The organism is Achromobacter sp. K91, assembly GCF_003576205.1.
GTDB classification, from domain to species: domain Bacteria; phylum Pseudomonadota; class Gammaproteobacteria; order Burkholderiales; family Burkholderiaceae_B; genus Achromobacter; species Achromobacter aegrifaciens.
Window position 1 is genome coordinate 336,998 of sequence record NZ_QWFB01000030.1, and the last position, 21,075, is coordinate 358,072.

Here is a 21,075-nt window from a genome sequence, read left to right on the forward strand (position 1 = left end):
GCGCGCTTGAGGGAAAGGGCCGTCCGGAAAGCAAAAAGCCCAGCCCATAAGGGCTGGGCTTTTTTTGGCCTCGGATAGAAGGTAGGACACTCGCACAAAAACTGTCTCGTCGGTGATATTCGCTATTCGCGAATAGCGAATATCACCCTGAGATGGAACTAAAACCCCAAGACCTGCTGGTATTGCTAAAGGTGGCCGCCCATCCGCCGCAGCGCTGGACTTATGCCGCGCTGGGCGCAGCGCTGTCCATGAGCGCTTCGGAAACCCATGCGAGCGTGAAGCGTTCCGTGGCTTCGGGCTTGGCGGTGGCGCCGGCACGCGGCCAATGGTCACCGGTACGTGCCAACCTTCTAGAGTTTGTCGTGTACGGCGTGCGCTACGTCTGGCCGGCCACACTGGGCCCGGTCAAGAGTGGCGTCCCGATAGCTGTCGGCAGCGACCCCCTGGCCAGCCAATTGACGGCAGCTCCAGGAGAGGCGCCCGTCTGGGCATACCCCACGGGCTCATCAAAAGGGCCCACGCTTTCGCCGCTCTACCGCACAACACCGCAGGCTGCTCTATCGGACCCGGCGCTGCACCGCCTGCTCGCGTTGTTGGATGCCTTGCGCACCGGGCGCGCCCGCGAGCGTGAGCTTGTCACCAAACTTGGAGCTTTCGCCAGCCGAGGGGGCGGCGACTTCATGAACAGCCATGACCTGGAAGATGTGTTGAACATCATCGATGGGCGTGGGGAACTGGGCGCAGAACTGGCCGTCGCGACAGACCAAAGCAAAAAGCCCCGCTTTCGCGGGGCTAAGTGCTTGAATCTTTTGGTGGCCTGGGGCGGAATCGAACCACCGACACAAGGATTTTCAATCCTCTGCTCTACCGACTGAGCTACCAGGCCAACGAAGTCCGCAACTATACACAATTTTTGAGGCTTGCGCCAGTCGGAGGCGAAAATCCTGAGATATGTCGTTTCCCGGCCGGGCCGCCGCATGAATCATGGGCTGACTGTTGGTCAGACGGCACGAAAGGTGCGACCCAGGGTCGCGCCCCGGGGGTGAAATGGCCTGGGGATAACCCGCAGGGGTATAATGATTAGCGGTCTGACGCTGCATCCAGGTTTGAATATCCCGGTGCGGCGCCTCGTTCTTAGTGGCAGTACTTAACGCTTACGCGCGGATGGCCCGGCCATCCTTCCCACATGTCGGTAGCTGTCCTTGCCTTCGGTCTGAATCACACGTCCGCGCCGGTTTCGGTCCGCGAGCGTGTTTCCATGCCCGTTGATCTGGTGAAGCCCGCGCTGGAAGGCCTGCGCTCGGCATTCGGCGGCTCGGTCCGCGAAGCCGCCATCCTGTCCACCTGTAACCGCACCGAAATCTATTGCGCCGCCGACGGCCACGTGGCCGATCAACTGCCCGCCTGGCTGGCTGATTACAACCGCCTGGACGCCGGCACGCTGCGCCCGCATCTATACCGCCATCATCAGGACGACGCCGTGCGCCACGCTTTCCGCGTGGCCAGCGGCCTGGATTCCATGGTGCTGGGCGAAACCCAGATCGTGGGCCAGATGAAGGACGCCGTGCGCGCGGCCGGCGAAGCCGGCTCGCTGGGCACCTTGCTGCACCAGATGTTCCAGCGCACCTTCTCGGTGGCCAAGGAAGTCCGGTCGCAGACCGCCATCGGCGCGCAGTCGGTGTCCATGGCCGCCGCCGCGGTGCGCCTGGCCGAACGCGTGTTCGGCAATCTGGACCAGGCCCGCACGCTGTTCATCGGCGCGGGCGAAATGATCGAATTGTGCGCCACGCACTTCGCCGCGCAGCGTCCGCGCAGCATGGTGGTGGCCAACCGCACGGCCGAACGCGCCGAGGTCCTGGCCAACCGCTTTGCCGCCAGCACCATGAAGCTGTCGGACCTGACCGACCGTCTGTCCGAGTTCGACGTCATCGTTTCCTGTACGGCAAGCTCCCTGCCCATCCTCGGTTTGGGGATGGTGGAACGGGCCACGCGCCTGCGCCGCCACCGCCCCATGGTCATGATCGACCTGGCCGTGCCGCGCGACATCGAACCCGAGGTCGGCCGCCTGGACGACGTCTATCTGTATTCGGTGGACGACCTGGGCCGGCTGGTGCAGACCGGCACGGACGCGCGCCGCGCGGCCGTGGTGCAGGCCGAAGCCATCATCGAAACCCGCGTCCAGGGCTTCATGCACTGGATGCAGTCCCGCGAAGTGGTGCCCGTCATCCGCGACCTGCACCAGGCCGCCGAGGACGTGCGCAGCGCCGAGCTGGAACGGGCCCGCCGCCTGCTGGCGCGGGGCGAATCGCCGGAAGCCGTGCTGGAACAACTGGCCCACGGCCTGACTCAAAAGTACCTGCACGGCCCGCTGGCGGCCCTGAACCGCAGCGAAGGCGACGACCGCAAGCAACTGCTTGCCTGGATGCCGCGCCTGTTCCCCGGCCGCGACTCCCGCCGTTAGCGACTCTGCCCCACGTCCCGCCTCCTGGCGGGCGTTCGTCTTTTGGGCGCCCGCTATCCGCTTTCCCGCTTTTCTTTTTGGTCATTCCCCATGAAATCTTCCATGCGCAGCCGGCTGGAGCACCTGTGTCACCGCCTGATCGAGGTCGACGCGCTGCTCGCCGAACCGGAAACCGCGTCCGACATGGACCGTTTCCGCAAGCTCTCGCGTGAACGCGCTGAACTGGAACCCGTGGTTGAGGCGTTCACCGCCTTTGCCCGCACCGAGGATGATCTGGCCGCGGCGCAAGAAATGCTGTCCGACCCGGACCTGAAATCCATGGCCGAGGACGAGATCAAGTCCGGCCGCGTCAAGCTCGAGGAACTGGAAGGCGCATTGCAGTTGCTGCTGTTGCCGCGCGACCCCAACGACGGGCGCAGCGTGTTCCTGGAAATCCGCGCCGGCACGGGCGGCGATGAAAGCGCGCTGTTCTCGGGCGACTTGCTGCGCATGTATACGCGCTACGCGGAACAGCGCGGCTGGCGCGTGGAACTGATGTCCGAAAGCGCATCCGAGCTGGGCGGCTACAAGGAAGTGATCGCGCGCATCGACGGCGATGGCGCCTATGGCCGCCTGAAATTCGAGTCCGGCGCGCACCGCGTGCAGCGCGTGCCTGCCACCGAGGCGCAGGGCCGCATCCACACCTCCGCCTGCACGGTGGCCATCATGGCTGAAGCGGACGAGATGTCGGAAATCGTCATCAACCCCAGCGACCTGCGCATCGACACCTTCCGCGCCAGCGGCGCGGGCGGCCAGCACATCAACAAGACCGATTCGGCGGTGCGCATTACCCACTTGCCGACGGGGCTGGTGGTGGAATGCCAGGATGACCGGTCCCAGCACCGCAACAAGGACAAGGCCATGCAGGTGTTGGCCGCGCGCCTGAAGGACAAGGAAACCCGCGAACGGCAGAGCAAGGAAGCCGCCGAGCGCAAGAGCCTGATCGGCTCGGGCGATCGCTCCGAGCGCATCCGCACCTACAACTTCCCGCAGGGCCGCGTGACCGACCACCGCATCAACCTGACGCTGTACAAGCTGCAGCAGATCATGGAAGGCGATCTGGAAGAGCTGACCGGCGCCTTGATCTCCGAACACCAGGCCGAGCAGCTGGCGGCCCTGGGCGACGACATCTGAGCCCGGCCATGACGCCGCCCCAGCTGAAAAGCCTGCTGCTCGACACGCGCCTGCCCCGCCTGGAGGTGCGCATGCTGCTGGAGCACGTGCTGGCCAAGCCGCGCGCCTGGCTGCTGGCGCACGATACCGACCCCTTGCTGCCTGAAACGGCCGCGGCCTACGAGGCCCTGGCCCAGCGGCGCCTGGCCGGGGAACCCATGGCCTATCTGCTGGGCCACCGCGAATTCATGGGTCACCGCTTCCGCGTGACCCCGGACGTGCTGATTCCGCGCCCGGACACCGAGGTGCTGGTGGAGACCGCGCTGGAATGCCTGGCCGGCCTGGCCGCGCCCGCGGTGCTGGACCTGGGTACGGGAAGCGGCGCGATCGCCATTTCGATTGCGCTGGCGCGCCGTGACGCCCGGGTGATGGCATCCGACGTCAGCGCCGCCGCGCTGGCGGTCGCCGCCGGCAACGCCTGGGATCTGGCCGCGTCCGTGCGCCTGGTCGAAGGCAGCTGGTACGAGGCCGTGCCCGCCGGCGAGGGCTTCGACCTGATCGTGTCCAATCCGCCCTATGTAGCCTGCGACGACCCGCACCTGGACCAGGGCGACGTGCGTTTCGAGCCGCGCGGGGCGCTGACCGACGGCGCGGGCGGTCTGGAAGACCTGGCCCGCATCGTCCAGGGCGCCGGCCGTCACCTGAAACGGGGGGGATCCCTGTGGATGGAGCATGGCTGGGACCAGGCACAAGCCGTGCGGGACCTGCTGGCCGCGGCCGGATTCCAGGACGTGCACAGCCGCCAGGACCTGGCCGGCATCGAGCGTATTTCCGGCGGCCGGCTGCCCGCCTGACCGCATTCCCGGCGGGACGCCCGGGGTATCCGGGCGAATTTTCCCGCTGTACCTATAATTGGCGTATTCCGTTATGCCTGTCCAAGAGACCACCATGAGCGACGTTCAAGAATTCATCCGCGAAACCGTGACCCAGCACCCCGTCGTGCTGTTCATGAAGGGCACCGCCCAGTTCCCGCAATGCGGCTTTTCCGGCAAGGCCATTCAGATCCTGAAGGGCTGTGGCGTGAAGAAGCTGGTCACCGTCAATGTGCTGGAGGACGACGAAGTCCGCCAGGGCATCAAGGAATTCTCCAACTGGCCCACGATTCCGCAGCTGTACGTGGCCGGCGAGTTCATCGGCGGCTCGGACATCATGAACGAGATGAACGAATCCGGCGAACTGAAGACGTTGCTGGACCAGTCCGGCGCAACGGCCTGATCAGCCCATGCGGCGACTGGTCATCGGCATCACGGGCGCCACGGGCTCCCTGTACGCCGTGCGCATGCTGCAGGCATTGCGCGGCGCGGACGATGTCGAAACGCATCTGGTGGTGTCGGCCTCCGGCGTGCTGAACATCAAGCACGAGCTGGACGTCAGCCGCCATGATGTCTATGCCCTGGCCGACCACGTGCACAGCGTGCGCGACGTGGGCGCTACGCTAGCCAGCGGCGCGTTCCAGACGGCCGGCATGGTCATCGTGCCGTGCTCCATGCGCACGCTGGCGGCCGTGGCCCACGGCCTGTCGGATAACCTGATTACCCGCGCCGCCGACGTGACCCTCAAGGAGCGCCGGCGCCTGGTGATGATGGTGCGCGAGACGCCCTTCAACCTGGCGCACCTGCGCAACATGACTGCCGTCACCGAAATGGGCGGCATCGTGTTTCCGCCGCTGCCCGCGTTTTACCACCGGCCCGCCTCCATCGAAGAGATGGTGGACCATACCGTGGCGCGGGTGCTGGAGCTGTTCGACATCATCGTGCCCGGACCGCATTGGGAAGGCATGAAGTAGCGATCGCCGCATCAAAAAAAAGGGCTCCAGGTCTGGAGCTCTTTTCATTTGCGCGATGGCGCCGGGTTGCTGGCGATTACACCGTTGCGATCGGCGTGACCGGCGAACCGATTGCATGCGGCAGGCGCAGGGGCGGGGCGGTCAGCATGAAGTGGTGCCGGCCGTTGGCGTGCAGCCAGTCCGCCAGGTCCTTCAGGTACCAGAGTTCCGCCAGCGGCAGTCCCAGCTTGAACAGGCAATGGTGGTGCAGCGGCAGCATGGCGCGCGGGCCAGTTTTCTCGCGCGCGGGATAGGCTTCCACGGCGTAGTTGTCGGCGCAGATGGCGGCGATGCCGCTGTCCGTGATCCATTGCAGCAGCGCCTGGTCGGTGCCGTCCAGCGCGGCGCCGTAGGTGTGCAGCGTCTCGGCGTCGGGCGTGCCGTTCATGGCGACCACCGCTTCGGCGTAGCCGGTGCGCAGCACCAGCATGTCGCCGGTTTCGACGCTGATGCCGTCCGTCTTCAGTACATGCATCAGTTCGGCGTGGCCGATCAGTGTGCGGCCGGGGCCGTAGTGGCGCAACAGGTCCACCAGCACGCCGCGGCCCTGCATGCCCTTCTGCGCCAGGTTTTCCACGCCCAGCTTCAGCGCCGCCGACGGGCCGCCGCTGTTGCAGCCGCAGCCGGTATGGTCGCCGTCGGCCGGGCCGACGACGTCCACGCCGGCCTGGTAGCCGTTGTAGTAGCGCAGTTCGGGCTTGCCGTCGCCGTCGGCGTCGAACAAGGCGCCCACGTGGGCCAGCGCGTCCCATTGCGTCGAATACTGCATCGACAGCAGCACCTGGTCATCGCTGAGCACGTCCACCGCGTCCGGGTTGACGTTGCGCAGCGGGAAGTTCAGGTAGGGCGTGTCCGCCAGGCGCGTGGGGCTCAGTTGCGGCGGATGACGGCGCGGGTTGAGCACGTTGCCGCCGGGCAGGTCCAGCGGCAGCGACAGGCAGAAGGTCTTGCCGGCGCGGATTTCACGCGCGCCTTTCAGGACTTGTTCTTCGGTAATGAGGTTCAGGCGGCCGAGTTGGTCGTCGTGCCCGAAGTCGCCCCAGTTGGAGCCTTCGGGCCGGTTTTTCCAGCGCTGCATGCCGCTTACCCCTTCAGGAAGTCGACGACCGTGCGGGTGAAGACTTCGGGTTGCTCCCAGTTCGAGATATGGGAGGTGTTCATTTCGAAGTAGCGCGCGCCGGGGATGGCCTCAGCCAGTTCACGGCCCTGGGCCGGGGTGGCGGCCAGGTCGTGCGTGCTGCTGATGACCAGCGTGGGCGCCTTGATCGAGGCCACTTGTTCGCGGAAGTCGGCGTCGCGCAGCGCGGCGCAGTTGCCCGAGTAGCCAGCGTCCGGCGTGCGTCGCAGCATGTCGATCAGCACCTGGGTCAGGCCAGGCTCGGCCGCGCGGTAGCTGTCGGTGAGCCAGCGTTCGACCAGCGTGGGCGCCATCTTTTCCAGGGTCTGTTCGGCGACCGCGGCGATGCGGGCGCTCCAGCCTTCGGCCGAGCCGATGCGCGCGGCGGTGTTGCAGAGGATCAGCTTGTCCAGCAGTTCGGGACGCGCCAGCGCCAGCCACAGGCCGGTGGGACCGCCCATCGACAGGCCGCAGAAGTGCGCGCGCTTGATGTTCAGGTGCGCCAGCAGTTCGGCGGCGTCGTTGCCCAGCTGCTCGAAGCTGTATTCGCCCTCGGGGATCGACGACTTGCCGTGGCCGCGGGTGTCGTAGCGCAGCACGCGGAAGTGCTTGCTCAGTTCGGGAATCTGGCGGGCCCACATGTCGGAGCAGGTGCCCAGCGAGTTGGAGAGCACGAGCACCGGCGCGTCGGCGGGGCCATCGATGACGTAGTACAGCCGTGCCTGGCTGAGATCGGCGTAAGACATGCGGGTTTATTCCTTGCGTTTACAGGTGGCAGACGCCGTCGACATAGGCCTTGCGCCAGCGCGTGATGGTCACGCGCTCGAACAGATTGGCCTGGGAGAACGGGTCGGCGTCGATGAACTGCTGCGCGGCTTCGCGCGTTTCCAGGGCCACGATGTACAGGCCGCCGCCGGCGTCCTTGCCGTCGTCCTGCAGCTTGGCGCCGCAGGCCAGCAGCAGCTGCTTGTTCGCGTCCAGGTATTCCAGGTGCGAGGCGCGATGCTGCTGGCGCACTTCCTGGTGGCCGGGCTTGTCGAAGGTTTCGATGATGTAGGGCATCAGCCGCTCCTGGTCAGATTGCCGAGGGGTGGCGCGCCAGTGCCGTGACGTTGATGTCCATGTACGGGAACAGCGGCAGCGAGGACAGCAGCGTGTGCAGCTCGTCGTTGCTTTCGACGTCGAAGATGCTGACGTTGGCGTAGCGGCCGGCCACGCGCCACAGGTTCTTCCACTTGCCGTCGCGCTGCAGTTGCTGCGCCAGGGCCTTTTCGTCGGCCTTCAGCTTGTCGGCGCGGTCGGCGGGCATGTCGACGGGAAGATTGACTTGCATTTGAACCATGAACAACATGATGACTCTCTCCTGTAAAGCCGCTCCGGCGATGCCGGAGCGCGCACAAAACTCAGCGGGAAAACTTCAGCGGCAGGCCGGTAAGGCGCAGCAGCTCGTCGGCGCTGGTGTCGCCGAACATGTCGATGACGGTCACGCCGTCGGCGCGGATGTCGAACACGGCCACGTCGGTGTACACGCGCGACACGCAGCGCACGCCGGTCAGCGGATAGGTGCAGGCCTCGACCAGCTTGCTCTGGCCTTCGCGGGTCTGCAGTTCCATCATCACGAACACGTCCTTGGCGCCGATCGCCAGGTCCATCGCGCCGCCCACGGCGGGAATCGCGTCGGGCGCGCCGGTGTGCCAGTTGGCCAGGTCGCCGTGCTGCGAAACCTGGAAGGCGCCCAGCACGCAGATGTCCAGGTGGCCGCCGCGCATCATCGCGAACGAGTCGGCGTGATGGAAGAACGAGCAGCCGGGCAGTTCGGTCACGGGCTGCTTGCCGGCGTTGATCAGGTCGTAGTCTTCCTCGCCCTTGGCGGGGGCGGGGCCCATGCCGAGCATGCCGTTTTCGGTGTGCAGGATGACTTCGCGGTCCGCCGGCAGATGGTTGGCGACGAGCGTGGGCAGGCCGATACCCAGGTTCACGTAGGCGCCTTCAGGAATGTCCTGCGCCACGCGGGCGGCGATCTGGTCGCGGGTCAGTTTGGTGCTCATTGCTGCTCCTTGGCGGCCGGGGTGGCTGCGATCTGCACGACGCGTTTCACGAAGATGCCGGGGGTGACGACGGTTTCCGGGTCCAGCTCGCCCAGTTCGACCACTTCACGCACCTGCGCCACGGCCACGCGCGCCGCGCTGGCCATGATGGGGCCGAAGTTGCGGGCGGTCTTGCGGTAGACCAGGTTGCCCCAGCGGTCGCCGCGTTCGGCTTTGATGAGCGCGTAGTCGGCGTGCAGCGGATACTCCAGCACGTACTGGCGGCCGTTGATCTCGCGGATTTCCTTGCCGTCGGCCAGCGGGGTGCCGTAGCCGGTGGGCGTGAAGAACGCGCCGATGCCGGCGCCGGCGGCGCGGATGCGCTCGGCCAGGTTGCCCTGGGGCACCAGTTCCAGCTCGATCTTGCCGCTGCGGTACAGGCCGTCAAAGATCTGCGAATCCACCTGGCGCGGGAACGAGCAGATGATCTTGCGCACGCGGTTGGCGCCCAGCAGGGCGGCCAGGCCGGTGGTGCCGTTGCCGGCGTTGTTGTTGATGATGACCAGGTCCTTCGCGCCCTGCTCCAGCAGGGCGTCGATCAGTTCCATGGGCTGGCCGGCGGTGCCGAAGCCGCCGATCATGACGGTGGCGCCGTCGGGTACGTCCGCCAGGGCGGCCGCCGCGCTTGCAACAAGCTTAGAAATCATGATGTTTGCTCATAGGTGGCGTGTCATAATTTGTTCTTAATTAGAACTTTCGTTCTTCTGAAGAACATCGTTTCATGGGGATGAGCCGGGCGTCAAGGCGAGCCGGCGCGGCGTCATCCCCATTTACTCTTTTTGCGGTAGACGGATGGCCGAGCAAGATACCCAGCAACCCAGCGACAGCTACGTGCAGTCCTTCGCGCGCGGCTTGTCCGTGATCCGGGCCTTCGGTCCCGACCGTTCCGAGATGACTTTGTCCGAGGTCGCGGCCGTGACCGGGCTGACTCGCGCCGGCGCGCGCCGCATCCTGCTGACGCTGGAGCACCTGGGCTACGTCACCGTCGACGACCGCAAGTTCTCGCTGACCCCGCGCATCCTGGAGCTGGGCTACGCCTACCTGTCCGGCACGCCGCTGTGGAACCTGGCGTTGCCGTACATGGAAGAAGTGGCCGAGCAGACGCGGGAGTCGTGTTCCGTTTCGGTGCTGGAAGGCGCGGACATCGTCTACATCCTGCGCCTGTCCACGCACAAGGTCATGACCATCAACCTGGCCGTGGGCAGCCGCCTGCCGGCCTGGGCGACCTCGATGGGCCGCGTGTTGCTGGCGGGGCTGACGGAGCCGGAGCTGGACCGGGTGCTGGCGCTGAGCCAGATCCAGTCCTACACCCCGCACACCGTCACGGACATCGCGGAGTTGAAGCGCGTGCTGGCCGGCGTGCGCGCCGACGGCTACGCCTGCGTCGCGCAGGAGCTGGAGCCGGGGCTGCAGTCGGTGGCCGTGCCCATCATGGACCGCAGCGGCCGCGTGATCGCCGCGATGAACGTCAGCGGCCATGCCAACCGCTTTACGCGCGAGGAAATGCTGGCGGCGTTTCTGCCGCCATTGCGCCGCGCGGCCGACCAGATCAACCACGCCCTGCTTCGCCGTTAGGCGGGGCAGGGGAGAGACGAGGGCGGCTGGCGTGCGCACGGCGGATCTCAGATGGGCGCGACGCCCAGCGTCGTGCCGCCGCAGACGTACAGCATCTGGCCGGTGACGAAGCCGTTGTCCGGCGACAGGAAGAACATCGCGGCGCGCGCCACGTCTTCGGGCGTGCCCAGGCGCTTGACCACGATGCTGTTGATGATGCGTTCGGTCTGCGGCGCGCCTGCCGGATTGCTCTTGGTGAACAGATCGGTGGCGATGGGGCCGGGACCGATGGCGTTGACGGTGATGCCGTCGCCGCCCAGTTCCATGGCCAGCGTGCGGGTCAGGCCCACCAGGCCGGCCTTGGTGGCCGAATAGACCACGCGGTCCGGCTTGCCCAGCGCGGCGCGCGACGACATGTTCACGATGCGGCCGAAGCCGGCTTCGCGCATGGCGGGCAGCGCGGCCTGCACCAGGATCAGCGCGGTGCGCAGGTGCAGGTTGACCACGTAGTCCAGGTCCGCGAGCGTGGCTGTGTCGGCCGTGCCCGGGCGGGTCGCGCCGGCGTTGTTGACCAGGCCCACGATGTTGTAGGCCGCGGTCACTTCGCGGGCCACTTCCTTGGTGCGCGCTTCGTCGGTCAGGTCGGCCTGATAAGACACCAGCCCCGCGGGCGGATTCTCGGGCAGCTTGTAGTCGATGTTGACGACCTTGTGTCCCGCATCCAGCAGCATGCGGATGATCGCAGCCCCGATCCCGGCGCTGCCGCCGGTCACGAGATACGCAGTAGGTTTGCTCATATCGGTTCCGTTCCTAGAGTAAGCGCGCCGGTCAGTGGGTCAGATAACCCCAAAGGAGGACGGCGGTGATGTGGATCACGCCGACCCACAGCATCATGATGACGGTATAGCCCATCACGTCGCGCAGCTTGAGCTTGGACAGCGCCAGCGCGGGCAGGATCCAGAAGGGCTGCACCAGGTCGTTCCAGGCGTTGCCCAGCATGACGGCCATGGTGGTCTGGTTCAGCGCGCTGCCGATTTCCTTGGCGGCGTCGATCATGAACGGACCCTGGATGACCCAGTGGCCGCCGGCCGAAGGCGCAAAGAAGTTGATGACGAACGAGCTGATCAGGCCCCAGAACGGCAGCGACTCGGGCGTGGCCACGTCGACGAACACTTGCGAGATCGTGGTGACCAGGCCGGAGGCGGCCATGATGGCCATGATGCCGGCGTAGAAGGGGTACTGCAGGATGATGCCGGAGATCGTCTTGATGCCTTCGGTCAGCTTGGCCACGTAGGCGGCCGGCGTGCCCAGCAGGATGATGCCCAGGAACAGGATGATGAAGTTGATCAGGTTCAGGTCCAGCGAACCGCCGTCCATGAAGTGGAAGGTCACGTAGGCGATGCCCAGCGCGCCGATCAGCAGGCTCAGGATGCGGCTGTTGTTCAGCTTGGAGGCGATGGTGCCTTTTTCCAGCATGTCTTCGGCGGCGCTGGACGTGTTGGCGTCGCGGTCGATGGCCGGGTCCACTTCAACGATCTTCTCGCCCTTCTTGGGGTGCAGCCAGGCGTTGAGCAGCGGCAGCGTCACGATGATCACCAGGCTGGTGATCAGCATCGGCACCGAGAAAATGGTTTCCGACAGCGGGATGGTGCCCATCTGCTTGGCGGTGGGGTGATTGGGGGTGGCGACCAGCACGGGGATGCTGGCCGACAGGCCCAGGCCGTACATGGTGAAGCCGCTGTAGGCCGCGGCGATGATCAGGGGGTAGTGCACGCCCTTGACCTTCAGCGCCAGCTTCTTGGCGACGATGCCGCCGATGACCAGGCCGAAGCCCCAGTTCAGGTAGCTGCCGATGCCGCCGACCAGCGTCGCCACGATGATGGCGGTATGCGGCTTGTGCACGTGGCTGACGATGCGGTTGAGCATGCGGTCGGTGAGCGGCGCCGTGGCCAGCACGTAGCCCATCGCCAGGATCACGGCCATCTGGGTCGTGAAGGCCAGGAGGCTCCAGAAGCCGTTGCCCCAGGCGCGCGTGATGTCGCCGATGCCCTTGCCCTCGACGCCCATGGCCAGCAGCACGGTGAGCAGGGTCAGCGCGATCGCGAAGACGAAGGGGTCGGGCAGATACTTGCGCATCAGCTCCGTAAAGAATGAAGCCAGTTTATTCATGGTGCCTCCTACAAACTCCGATAAGGCTAAGTTTTCTCGCGTCTTGCGCCGCCCGGCGCCGGGTGTCGGCGGGGGCGGGGGGGACGATTGCTTTCTTTGTGTGGTTGGGCTTGTGGCCCGCTGGCGCTGGTGGCGGGATGCCCCGCGCCTTATGGTGTGAATGCTTTGCTTGCCCGGCCGTCAGGAGCTGCTGGCCTTGCCGTTGAGCCAGTCAGCCAGTTCGCCTAGCGCGGCGCTTTTCTCGCGCAGCACGCGCTCGCGGCGTTCGGGGCTCCAGGTGTAGAAGCCCTGGCCGCTCTTGGCGCCGATCTGGCCGCTTTCGACCTTGCTCTTCAGGAGTTCGGAAGGTTCGGTGCGGTTTTCCAGGTCTTTGTAGAGATAGCTGGCGATCGCGTAGTGCACGTCGATGCCGTTCATGTCGCGCTGTTCCAGCGGTCCCGACAGGGCCAGGCGGATGCCCAGGCTCCACTTGACCACTTCGTCGATGTCCTCGGCGCTGGCCACGCCTTTCTCCAGCAGCGAGATGGCCTCGCGTGCCAGGGCGTGCTGGATGCGGTTGGCGATGAAGCCGGGGATGTCCTGGCGCACCAGCACCGGACGCTTGCCGGCGTAGCGCAGCGTGGCCATCACCCGGGCGACCGTGTCCTCGGAGGTGCCGTCGTTGCGCACCACTTCCACCAGCGGAATCACGTCGGCGGGCGTAAAGAAATGGGTGCCCACGAAACGGTCGCGCCGCACTACCGCGCTGGCGATGGCGTTGATGGACAGGCCGGAGGTGTTCGTGGCGAAGAGGGTGTGCGCGGGGCACAGGGAATCGAGCTTGGCGAAGATGCCGCGCTTGAGCTCCAGGTTCTCGGGCACGGCCTCGATCACCAGGTCGCTGTTGCAGGCCGCTTCCAGCCCCGGTGCGACTTGAATGCGCTGCATCGCTTCCTGGACGTTGCCCGGGGCATAGACATTCAACTGGCGGTCTATGGTCTGCAGCGCGCGGTCCAGCGCGCCTTCCATCGGGTCGATCAGGACGACGTTCAATCCCTTCGAGGCGAACAGCGCGGCGATGCCGCTGCCCATGGCGCCTGCGCCGACGATGGCGAGATTCTTGAGGGGAGTATCCATGATGGTTCGCTCGGTGCTGACACGCCGGGCTTGCGGGCGGGCACGTGCGGAACCAGGATGCTTTCTGTCTCTTCCGGGTGTGCCTTCCTGTGCGCCTGGCCAGAAAAATCTTTATGTTCTATATACGAACATTTGTGCGTATATAGAATTTCTGAAAGAGATAGTACTAAAAGTCGCGGGGGGCGGACAAATGGGGGATTTTGGGTGTCCGGCTGGTGGACGGTGCGCAGGCAGGGGACGCCGGCCCGCGCTCTGGCGCGAGCGCGGGCCGGCCTGACCTCACCAGCGGTAGGTGGCGGTGCCGATCACCCGGCGCGGTTCGCCGTAGAAGCAGCCGTAGGTGCAACTGCCGATATAGGTCTTGTCGGTCAGGTTGGACGCGTTCAGCGCGAACTTCCATGGCCCCGTCGCGTAGCTGATCATGGCGTCGAACAAGGTGAAGGATGGCACCTCCACCGGCATGCCGTGCGCCATGCCGCGGGTGCTGCCCACATAGCGCAGGCCAGCGCCGATTCTCAAGCCAGGCAGGCCGAAGTCGCCGAAACCATAGTCGCCCCATAGCGAGAACTGGTTGTAGGGGACCGAGCTCAGGCGCTTGCCTTCCTCGTCGGGCTGCAAGGGGCTGGCCTTGAGCGTGCGCGCGTCGGTGTAGGCGTAGGCGGCGATCAGGTTGGCATTGCGGCCGATGCGGGTGCGCGCCTCCAGTTCCAGGCCGCGGGTGCGCGCCTCGCCGGCCTGTATCTGGTAGGACGTGTCCAAGGGGTCGGTCACGGTCATGTTCTTGCGGGTCAGCTGGTAGACCGCCGCCGAGAGCATGGTGTCCGAGCCGGCGGGCTGGTAGCGCAGCCCGGCTTCGTACTGCTGGCCGGTGGTGGGCTGGAAGCGGCTGCCCTGGCGGTCCTGGCCGCTGGTAGGCTCGAACGATTCGCTATAGCTCAGGAACGGCGCCAGCCCGTTGTCGGCCAGGTAGACCAGGCCGGCGCGGCCGGTGAAGGCCTTGCTCTTTTCGCCGTCCGCATATTTTTCGTCGGTGAAGAAGTTGTGCTCGTCGACCGTGACCCAATCCTGTCGTCCGCCCAGCAGGACGACCCATTTGTCGGCGATCTTGATCTGGTCCTGAACGTAGATGCCCAGGCGCTTCATGTCGGTGACGGAGGAGGACCCGGGGAACGGCGCGACGGGGCCTAGCGGCATGCCATACACAGGATCGTAGAGGTCAATGTTGTTGTTGCTGCGGATATAGCGTTCGGTTTCGTGTTTGGGCAGCGAGTAATCGATGCCCGCCAACAGCGTGTGGCGCACCATGCCGCTGCCCACCTCGTATTGCAAGGACGTATCGGAGATCAGGGCGGAGGAGCGATCCCAGCGTGGCATGGCGCCGCGATCGGCGGTCCAGCGCTGGTCGGGCGCGAGCCGCCAGATGTCGGTGGAGTGATAGGTGCTGTCCGCATGGAAATAGCGTGCACTGTTGCGCAGCTTAAGCTGGCTGTTGAAGGCGTGTTCGAACAGATAGCCGATCGAATAGCGTTCCATGTTGAACTTGTCGAAACCAGGCTCGCCGGTAAAACGATTGCGTGGGATCCGGCCGTTGACGTTGGGGAGCACCGTGCCTTGCGCCGGCAGGCCATAAACGTAGACGGTGTGGTCCTTCTGGTATTCCGCAAGCAGGGTCAGCGAGGTGGCGGCGCTTGGCTGCCACGTGATGGCAGGCGCGATGTAGGTCCGATCGTCAGGCACATGGTCGATGAACGTATCGCTCTCGCGCAGCAAGGCGGTCAATCGGTACGACCACTTGCCATCTTCATCGAGCGCGCCGCCGAAATCGCCGGAGATCTGCTTGCGGCTGTAGTTGCCCGCTTCAACGTTCAGTTCGCGCAGCGGCTCCACGGTGGGGCGTTTGCTGACCGTATTGATGATGCCGCCGGGCGACGCGGAGCCGTAGAGGACGGAGGATGCGCCCTTGAGGAACTCGATGCGCTCCAGCCCATACACCTCCTGCCGCCCGTTGTAGATGTTCACGGTGTACAGCATGCCGTCGCGGTAGTAGTTGCCCAGGTTGCTGCGGAAGCCCCGCAGGAACAGGCTGTCAGACGTGCGGTCCATGCCTTCAGCGCGGCTGACGCCCGCCACGTAGCCCAGCGCATCTTGAATGCTCTGCGATTTCAGGGTGTCGATTTCCTCCGCGCCCACGACCGAGATCGATTGCGGCGTTTCGATGATGGGCGTGTCGGTACGGGTGCCGGTCGCGCTGAGCCGGGCCGCGTAGCCATGCAGGGGGCCGGTGGCGGTCTCCGCGGCCTGCGCGGTGACGGTCACGGCTTCGAGAGTGGTGGCGTCGTGGTGCGACGCCGGCGCGGGGCGCAGCGTGTAGCTGCCGTTGCTTTCCGGCAGGGCTTGCAGGCCTTGGTCGCGCAGCAATTCACCGAAGCCTTCGCGCACCGAATAGCTGCCTGACAGGCCGTTGCTGCGCTTTCCATGTAGCAGCGCGGCGTCCATGCTCAGTTCTACGCCGGCCGCGCTGGCGTAGGCATTGAGCACCTGGCTCAGCGGGCCGCCGGCGATGTCGTAGCTGCGCCTGGTCTCGACGCTCTGCGCCTGCGCGGTGGCGGTCGCGCCAGGGATGACGCAGAACGCCACGCTGAGAAACAGCGCCAGGCGCATCAGGCGGGGAATCGCGGGGCGGAGCGCTGGCGTGGCTGGCGCGTGGGAATGGGACCTGGGCTGCGGGTGACGGGACATTGGGTGATGCCTTGCGGTTCGTGCTGGAGATGAAAGGGGGTCACCCTATATCCCGAGCAAGAACGCCGAATCCGCAATTGCCGCCTCGAAAAGTTTGTAACGGCGACAGCCGATTGGCCGTCATTGCGCTGCCTGCACTGTCACCCAGTAGCGCGTCCGGTAGCTAACCGCCACCGGCAGAGCCCGCGTGAGGTTGTCCAGCGCCCGGTCCGTGTTGCGTACGGAAAAGACGCCGCTCACCAGCAGGCCCGCAACCTCGGGATCGCAGCGCAGCAGGCCTGGCCGGTAGCGGGCCAGTTCTGCCAGGAATTCGTCCAGGCGCATGGCATCGGCCACCAATACCCCGCGGCTCCAGGCCGCCGCGCTTTCCTGCGCAGGACTAGGTGCCGCGGCGCCGCCTGACGAAAAGCGCGAACCCTGGCCGGCTTGAAGCAGGACTGCCTGTTCCGGTGCGCCGAGGGGACGGATTTCCACGGCGCCTTCGAACACGGCCACGCGGGAGGTTTCGGTATCGTCCCTGACCGAGAATCGGGTGCCCAGGGCCTGGATGGAGCCGTGGCGGCTGCGCACCCGGAACGGCCGGGCCATGGCTGCGAGATCTGGCGCGGTTGCTACCAGGATTTCTCCGGCGTGCAGCACCACCACGCGTTCGTCCGCGGTGAACCTGAGGTCGATGGCGGTCGCGGTGGACAGCGTCACGCTGGACCCATCCGGCAGGGTGATGGTCCGGATTTCGCCAGTGCCGCTGCGGTAGTCGGCCGTTGCGGTTTGCCAGGAGTCGGTGCCGCGCAGGATGTAGCCCACGCCCACGATGGTTGCGCCCAGCCCCAGCAGGCTGATCGCGCGGCGCCGCGAGACGCCAGCCGGGCGTTTGCGCAGAGCGTGGCTGGCGGCCTGCGGCGATACGCTGCCGAGCTTGTCCTCGAATTCCAGCAGCCGTTGCCAAGCCAGTTCATGGTCGGCATGTTGCGCGCGCCAGCGGGCGCAGTCGGACTGGTCGGTGGGGTTGACGTCTTCCGACCACAAGCGCGCCATCCATTCGGCTGCCCGCTGCACGATGGCGGGGTCGATGGCCCGATTCAAGCCCTGGGGATTTGACGGAATGCCGGGCGTGGCGGACATGCCCGGTCAGCCGCCAGGGGGCGCGTGCAGGGCCTGGTAGCAGGCCAGCAGCGCGGAAGCCACGTATTTCTCCACCGACGACACCGACACGGCCAGCCGCGACGCGATGTCGCGGTAGCTCAAACCGTCCAGTTTGCGCAGCAGCAGCGCCTCGCGCGCCTTGGCTGGCAGGCTCTGCAGCACGGCGTCGATCTCGACCAGGGCTTGTACCGCCATGGCGCGGGCTTCTTCCGACGGCGCATGCGCCTGCGGCAGACCGGCGAGGGCTTCGAGATAGGCGGCCTCGATCTGGCGGCGGCGGTAGAGGTCGATCACCAGGCCGCGGGCGACCTGCGCCAGATGCTGGCGCGACTGGTGCGGTTCGGGCAGCCGGCCAGTGTGCAGGATGCGCAGATAGGTGTCGTGCGCCAGATCCGCCGCGTCGAACGCATTGCCCAGCCTTCGACGCAGCCAGCTTCTCAGCCAGCTGTGATGATCGGCATACAGGCCTTCGATGCCCTGCTGCGCTGCGGATTGGTTGGTCGACATGCGGGCCCCTGCAACGCGCGAAGGCGGCAAAAATGGCGCGGGTAAAGGATGAGAATCAGACTCATTCTATACCGCGCGCCATTTCACCAGCAATCGCTAGCCCGAGTTGCGCAGCCCCGCCGCAATCCCGTTGATCGTCAGGTGGATGGCGCGCTGCACGCGCTTGTCGACCTCGGCCTCGGGATGCTTCTGCGCCGCGCGGTGGCGGCGGATCAGGTCGATCTGCAGGTAGTTGAGCGGGTCGATGTAGGCGAAGCGCTCGCGCAACGACGCCTGCAGCGTGGGGTTGTCGGCCAGCAGTTCGCGCTGGGTCAGCAGCTTGAGCATGGCCAGCGTGCGGCCGTGCTCGGCGCTGATGGCGCCGAAGATGCGTTCGCGCACGCCGCGCTGCGGCACCAGCTGCGCGTAGCGCGCGGCGATCGCCAGGTCGGACTTGGCCAGCACCATTTCCATGTTGGACAGTAGCGTGCGGAAGGCGGGCCAGTCGCGCGCCATTTCGCGCAGCTGGGCCAGGCGGCCGCGGCGCGAGCGGGGCGCGTTGGGGGCGCCGGTTTCCAGATAGGCCTCGATGGCCGACCCCATGCCGTACCAGCCGGTCAGCATCAGGCGGCATTGCGCCCAGGAAAAGCCCCAGGGGATGGCGCGCAGGTCTTCGATGCGCTGGCCTTTCTTGCGCGAGGCGGGACGCGAGCCGATGTTCAGGCCTGCGATTTCGCTGATGGGCGTGGCAGCGAAGAAGTAATCGGCAAAGCGCGGGGTGTCGTAGACCAGGCCGCGGTAGGTGCGCTGCGCGGTTTCGGACATGAAGGACATGGCCGGGCCGTGCTGGGCCATGTGCGCGTCTTCCGCGCTGGTGGCTTCGGCGCGCGGCGCGAGGCTGGATTCCAGCGTGGCCGCGACCAGCAGTTCCAGGTGCCAGCGGCCGACCTCGGCGTCCTTGTACTTGCTCTGGATGACTTCGCCCTGTTCGGTCAGGCGGATCTGGCCGGCCACGGTGCCCGGGGGCTGTGCCAGGATGGCGTCGAAGCTGGAGCCGCCGCCGCGGCCTACCGAACCGCCACGGCCATGGAACAGGCGCAGCCGCACGTTGCGGGCCGAGAACACGTCGACCAGCGCGCGCTCGGCCTGGTAGAGCGACCAGTTGGACGTGAGGAAGCCGCCGTCCTTGTTGCTGTCCGAATAGCCCAGCATGACTTCCTGCGCGCCGTTCTGCGCCAGCTTCACGCGCTGGCGGATTTCGGGCAGGTCCAGCCAGGCAGCCATGATCTCGGCGCCGCGCTGCAAGTCGGGAATGGTCTCGAACAGCGGCACGACCATCAGGCCGTCCTCGGGCTGGATCTCCTGGCCCGCCGGGGCGATGAGGCCGGCTTCCTTTTGCAGCACCATGACTTCCAGCAGGTCGCTCAGCGTTTCGGTGTGCGACACGATGGTCTGGCGCACGGCCTGCTTGCCGTAGCGCGCGCGGCCGGCGGCGGCGGCGCGCAGCACCGCCAGTTCGCGCGTGGTGTCTTCGCTATAGGCGATCCAGGGCGAGGCCAGCGGACGGGCCTGCGCCAGTTCGGCGCGCAGCAGTTCGACGCGTTGCTCTTCGGTGAGCGCCAGGTAGTCCAGCGGCTTGCCGTCGCGTTGCGTGCCGGCGAGGGTGAACAGCTCGGCCAGCGCGCGCTCGTGCACGTCGGAACTCTGGCGCAGGTCCACCGTGGCCAGATGAAAGCCGAATACTTCCACGGCCTGCTGCAAGCCGGCCAGGCGCAGCTTGGCGATGGGCGAGCCATGGTGGGCGGCCAGCGACGCGGCGATCACGGCCAGATCGGCGGACAGCTCTTGCGGACCTTCGTAGGGGGCTGCCGCGACGGTGCTGCGCCGCGCCAGGTCCTGGCCCGTCAGGCGCTGCGCGGTGGCGGCCAGGCGGGCGTACACGCCGACCAGCGCGCGGCGATAGGGCTCATCGCGGCGGTGGGGCGAATCGTCGCCGCTGGCATCGGCCAGGGCCAGCAGTTCGGCATCCACGCCAATCAGCAAGGTGGTGACGGACAGCTCCGCGCCCAGCGCATGGACCTCTTGCAGATAGTGTTCGAACAGCACGGTGGCCTGGCGCAGCAGCGCGCGTTCCAGGGTGCTGGCATCCACGTTGGGGTTGCCGTCGCGGTCGCCGCCGATCCAGCTGCCCATGCGCAGGAAGGGCTCCAGCGGCGCGGGCGGAGCGGCGAAGGGCTTGGCGGATTCGCGGCTCAGCAGCTTGGACAGGTCGCCGTACACGCGCGGAATGACTTGCAGGAAGGTGCTGCGGTAGTACGACAGCGCGTTCTCGATTTCGTCGGCCACCGTGAGGCGCGTGTAGCGCAGCATGCGGGTCTGCCACAGTGTGGCGACGCGACCGAGGAGGGAGGCGTCCAGGTCGGCCAGCTCTTCCGGCGTGAGCGTGCCTTCGCGCTGCGTCAGCGCGCCGGCGATCTCGCGGTGCACGTCCAGCGTGCTCTTGCGCTGCACTTCGGTGGGGTGCGCGGTCAGCACCGGCATGACGCAGGCTTCGGCCAGCAGCCGGCGGATGCGGGCTACGCCCACGCCCTGGCGGCCCAGGGTCTGCACCGCGTCGCGCAGGCTGCCGCGCTCGGGCGCGCCGCTGGCGATGGCGCGGGCGCGCTGGCGGCGATTCTGGTCGCGGTCTTCGGCGATATTGGAAAGGTGCAGGAAGTAGCTGAAGGCGCGCGCCACCGAGTTGGGGTCGCTGCCTTGCAGGCGCTTGACGCGCTGCTCCAGCAATTTGCCGTCGGCGTCGTTGCCTTCGCGGCGGAACTTCACGGCCGTGCGGCGCAGGGTTTCGATGGTGTCGAAGACGCGTTTGCCCTCACATTCCTCGATGACGGTGCCCAGTAATCGGCCTAATAGCCGGATATCGTGACGCAAGGGTTCTGCTGAATCGGACTGCGGGCGCATGGCATTCATCTGGCGGGGATCCGTCGAGGCTGCTGAGAGAGGGGAAGGAGTAGGAAAGAAGAGGCGTTGCAGGTAAACCGGGAAAGAGAATCTGGAAGATTTTACGCAGACTTTTTACGCCAGCCGCTGGCGTCGGTTTAAAGTCCGCCAGGCAGCATGTTTACACTAAAGGCAGGCCGTCACCTGTGCGTACAAGCCTTCAGTCCCT

The 21,075-nt window shown here is 66.3% G+C and carries 19 protein-coding genes and 1 tRNA gene; 6 read left to right on the forward strand and 14 right to left on the reverse strand.

Features of this window, described 5'->3' with window-relative positions; genetic code table 11:
* Positions 1-810 precede the first annotated feature (810 nt).
* Positions 811-886: transfer RNA gene (locus DXK93_RS13155), tRNA-Phe, on the reverse strand.
* 300 nt (positions 887-1,186) lie between these two features.
* Between DXK93_RS13155 and hemA the strand changes: the two genes are divergently transcribed.
* From hemA to DXK93_RS13180, 5 genes are all read left to right on the forward strand, one after another.
* On the forward strand, positions 1,187-2,461 hold the full coding sequence (hemA, locus tag DXK93_RS13160; RefSeq protein WP_042796220.1) for a glutamyl-tRNA reductase: 1,275 nt from the start codon (positions 1,187-1,189) through the stop codon (positions 2,459-2,461).
* A 90-nt stretch (positions 2,462-2,551) separates the two neighbouring features.
* The gene (gene prfA / locus DXK93_RS13165; protein ID WP_054457628.1) at positions 2,552-3,634 is read left to right on the forward strand and encodes a peptide chain release factor 1; all 1,083 of its coding nucleotides are present in this window, start codon (positions 2,552-2,554) and stop codon (positions 3,632-3,634) included.
* A gap of 8 nt (positions 3,635-3,642) precedes the next feature.
* Positions 3,643-4,467 (forward strand): peptide chain release factor N(5)-glutamine methyltransferase, encoded by an 825-nt coding sequence (gene prmC, locus DXK93_RS13170; RefSeq protein ID WP_119450265.1) that lies wholly within the window; start codon positions 3,643-3,645, stop codon positions 4,465-4,467.
* 94 nt (positions 4,468-4,561) lie between these two features.
* Entirely contained in the window at positions 4,562-4,888 is a 327-nt protein-coding gene (grxD, locus tag DXK93_RS13175) for a Grx4 family monothiol glutaredoxin (protein WP_042797530.1), read from the forward strand.
* Between the two features lie 7 nt (positions 4,889-4,895).
* Positions 4,896-5,459 (forward strand): UbiX family flavin prenyltransferase, encoded by a 564-nt coding sequence (locus DXK93_RS13180; protein ID WP_119450266.1) that lies wholly within the window; start codon positions 4,896-4,898, stop codon positions 5,457-5,459.
* Between the two features lie 76 nt (positions 5,460-5,535).
* Here DXK93_RS13180 and DXK93_RS13185 read toward each other — a convergent pair whose 3' ends face one another.
* From DXK93_RS13185 to DXK93_RS13210, 6 genes are read right to left on the reverse strand one after another with little or no spacing between them, the layout of a single operon-like run.
* Positions 5,536-6,576 carry a cyclase family protein gene (locus tag DXK93_RS13185; RefSeq protein ID WP_088159054.1) on the reverse strand — a complete coding sequence of 347 codons (1,041 nt, stop codon included), beginning with the start codon at positions 6,574-6,576 and terminating at the stop codon, positions 5,536-5,538.
* Between the two features lie 5 nt (positions 6,577-6,581).
* A complete protein-coding gene (pcaD, locus tag DXK93_RS13190) occupies positions 6,582-7,361 on the reverse strand; it encodes a 3-oxoadipate enol-lactonase (RefSeq protein WP_119450267.1) in 780 nt (259 codons plus the stop codon).
* 19 nt (positions 7,362-7,380) lie between these two features.
* The gene (locus tag DXK93_RS13195; protein ID WP_119450268.1) at positions 7,381-7,677 is read right to left on the reverse strand and encodes a YciI family protein; all 297 of its coding nucleotides are present in this window, start codon (positions 7,675-7,677) and stop codon (positions 7,381-7,383) included.
* A 13-nt stretch (positions 7,678-7,690) separates the two neighbouring features.
* Complete coding sequence (gene catC / locus DXK93_RS13200; protein ID WP_043546701.1) at positions 7,691-7,966, reverse strand: muconolactone Delta-isomerase; 276 nt, start codon at positions 7,964-7,966, stop codon at positions 7,691-7,693.
* A gap of 52 nt (positions 7,967-8,018) precedes the next feature.
* Entirely contained in the window at positions 8,019-8,663 is a 645-nt protein-coding gene (locus tag DXK93_RS13205) for a 3-oxoacid CoA-transferase subunit B (RefSeq protein WP_119450269.1), read from the reverse strand.
* Positions 8,660-9,349, reverse strand: coding sequence for a 3-oxoacid CoA-transferase subunit A (locus DXK93_RS13210; RefSeq protein WP_013396544.1), 690 nt, complete (start codon positions 9,347-9,349; stop codon positions 8,660-8,662). Before DXK93_RS13210 ends, DXK93_RS13205 begins: the two co-directional genes overlap by 4 nt.
* 145 nt (positions 9,350-9,494) lie before the next feature.
* On the opposite strand from DXK93_RS13210, the gene DXK93_RS13215 reads away from it, so the two are divergent.
* Positions 9,495-10,277 carry an IclR family transcriptional regulator gene (locus tag DXK93_RS13215; RefSeq protein WP_054459426.1) on the forward strand — a complete coding sequence of 261 codons (783 nt, stop codon included), beginning with the start codon at positions 9,495-9,497 and terminating at the stop codon, positions 10,275-10,277.
* A gap of 47 nt (positions 10,278-10,324) precedes the next feature.
* Here the strand turns inward: DXK93_RS13215 and DXK93_RS13220 are convergent, their stop codons facing one another.
* The 7 genes from DXK93_RS13220 to ppc form a co-directional block, all read right to left on the reverse strand.
* The gene (locus tag DXK93_RS13220; RefSeq protein ID WP_054459427.1) at positions 10,325-11,053 is read right to left on the reverse strand and encodes an SDR family NAD(P)-dependent oxidoreductase; all 729 of its coding nucleotides are present in this window, start codon (positions 11,051-11,053) and stop codon (positions 10,325-10,327) included.
* A 31-nt stretch (positions 11,054-11,084) separates the two neighbouring features.
* On the reverse strand, positions 11,085-12,425 hold the full coding sequence (locus DXK93_RS13225) for a short-chain fatty acid transporter (protein WP_054459429.1): 1,341 nt from the start codon (positions 12,423-12,425) through the stop codon (positions 11,085-11,087).
* Between the two features lie 180 nt (positions 12,426-12,605).
* Positions 12,606-13,541, reverse strand: coding sequence for a 3-hydroxyacyl-CoA dehydrogenase family protein (locus DXK93_RS13230; RefSeq protein WP_119450270.1), 936 nt, complete (start codon positions 13,539-13,541; stop codon positions 12,606-12,608).
* 279 nt (positions 13,542-13,820) lie between these two features.
* On the reverse strand, positions 13,821-16,280 hold the full coding sequence (locus DXK93_RS13235) for a TonB-dependent siderophore receptor (RefSeq protein WP_119450271.1): 2,460 nt from the start codon (positions 16,278-16,280) through the stop codon (positions 13,821-13,823).
* A gap of 120 nt (positions 16,281-16,400) precedes the next feature.
* Positions 16,401-17,402, reverse strand: a complete 1,002-nt coding sequence (locus DXK93_RS13240) for a FecR domain-containing protein (protein WP_119450272.1) — start codon at positions 17,400-17,402, stop codon at positions 16,401-16,403.
* Between the two features lie 6 nt (positions 17,403-17,408).
* Positions 17,409-17,930 (reverse strand): sigma-70 family RNA polymerase sigma factor, encoded by a 522-nt coding sequence (locus DXK93_RS13245; RefSeq protein WP_054459437.1) that lies wholly within the window; start codon positions 17,928-17,930, stop codon positions 17,409-17,411.
* Positions 17,931-18,026: 96 nt separating this feature from the next.
* Positions 18,027-20,876 carry a phosphoenolpyruvate carboxylase gene (gene ppc / locus DXK93_RS13250; protein WP_119450273.1) on the reverse strand — a complete coding sequence of 950 codons (2,850 nt, stop codon included), beginning with the start codon at positions 20,874-20,876 and terminating at the stop codon, positions 18,027-18,029.
* Positions 20,877-21,075 lie beyond the last annotated feature (199 nt).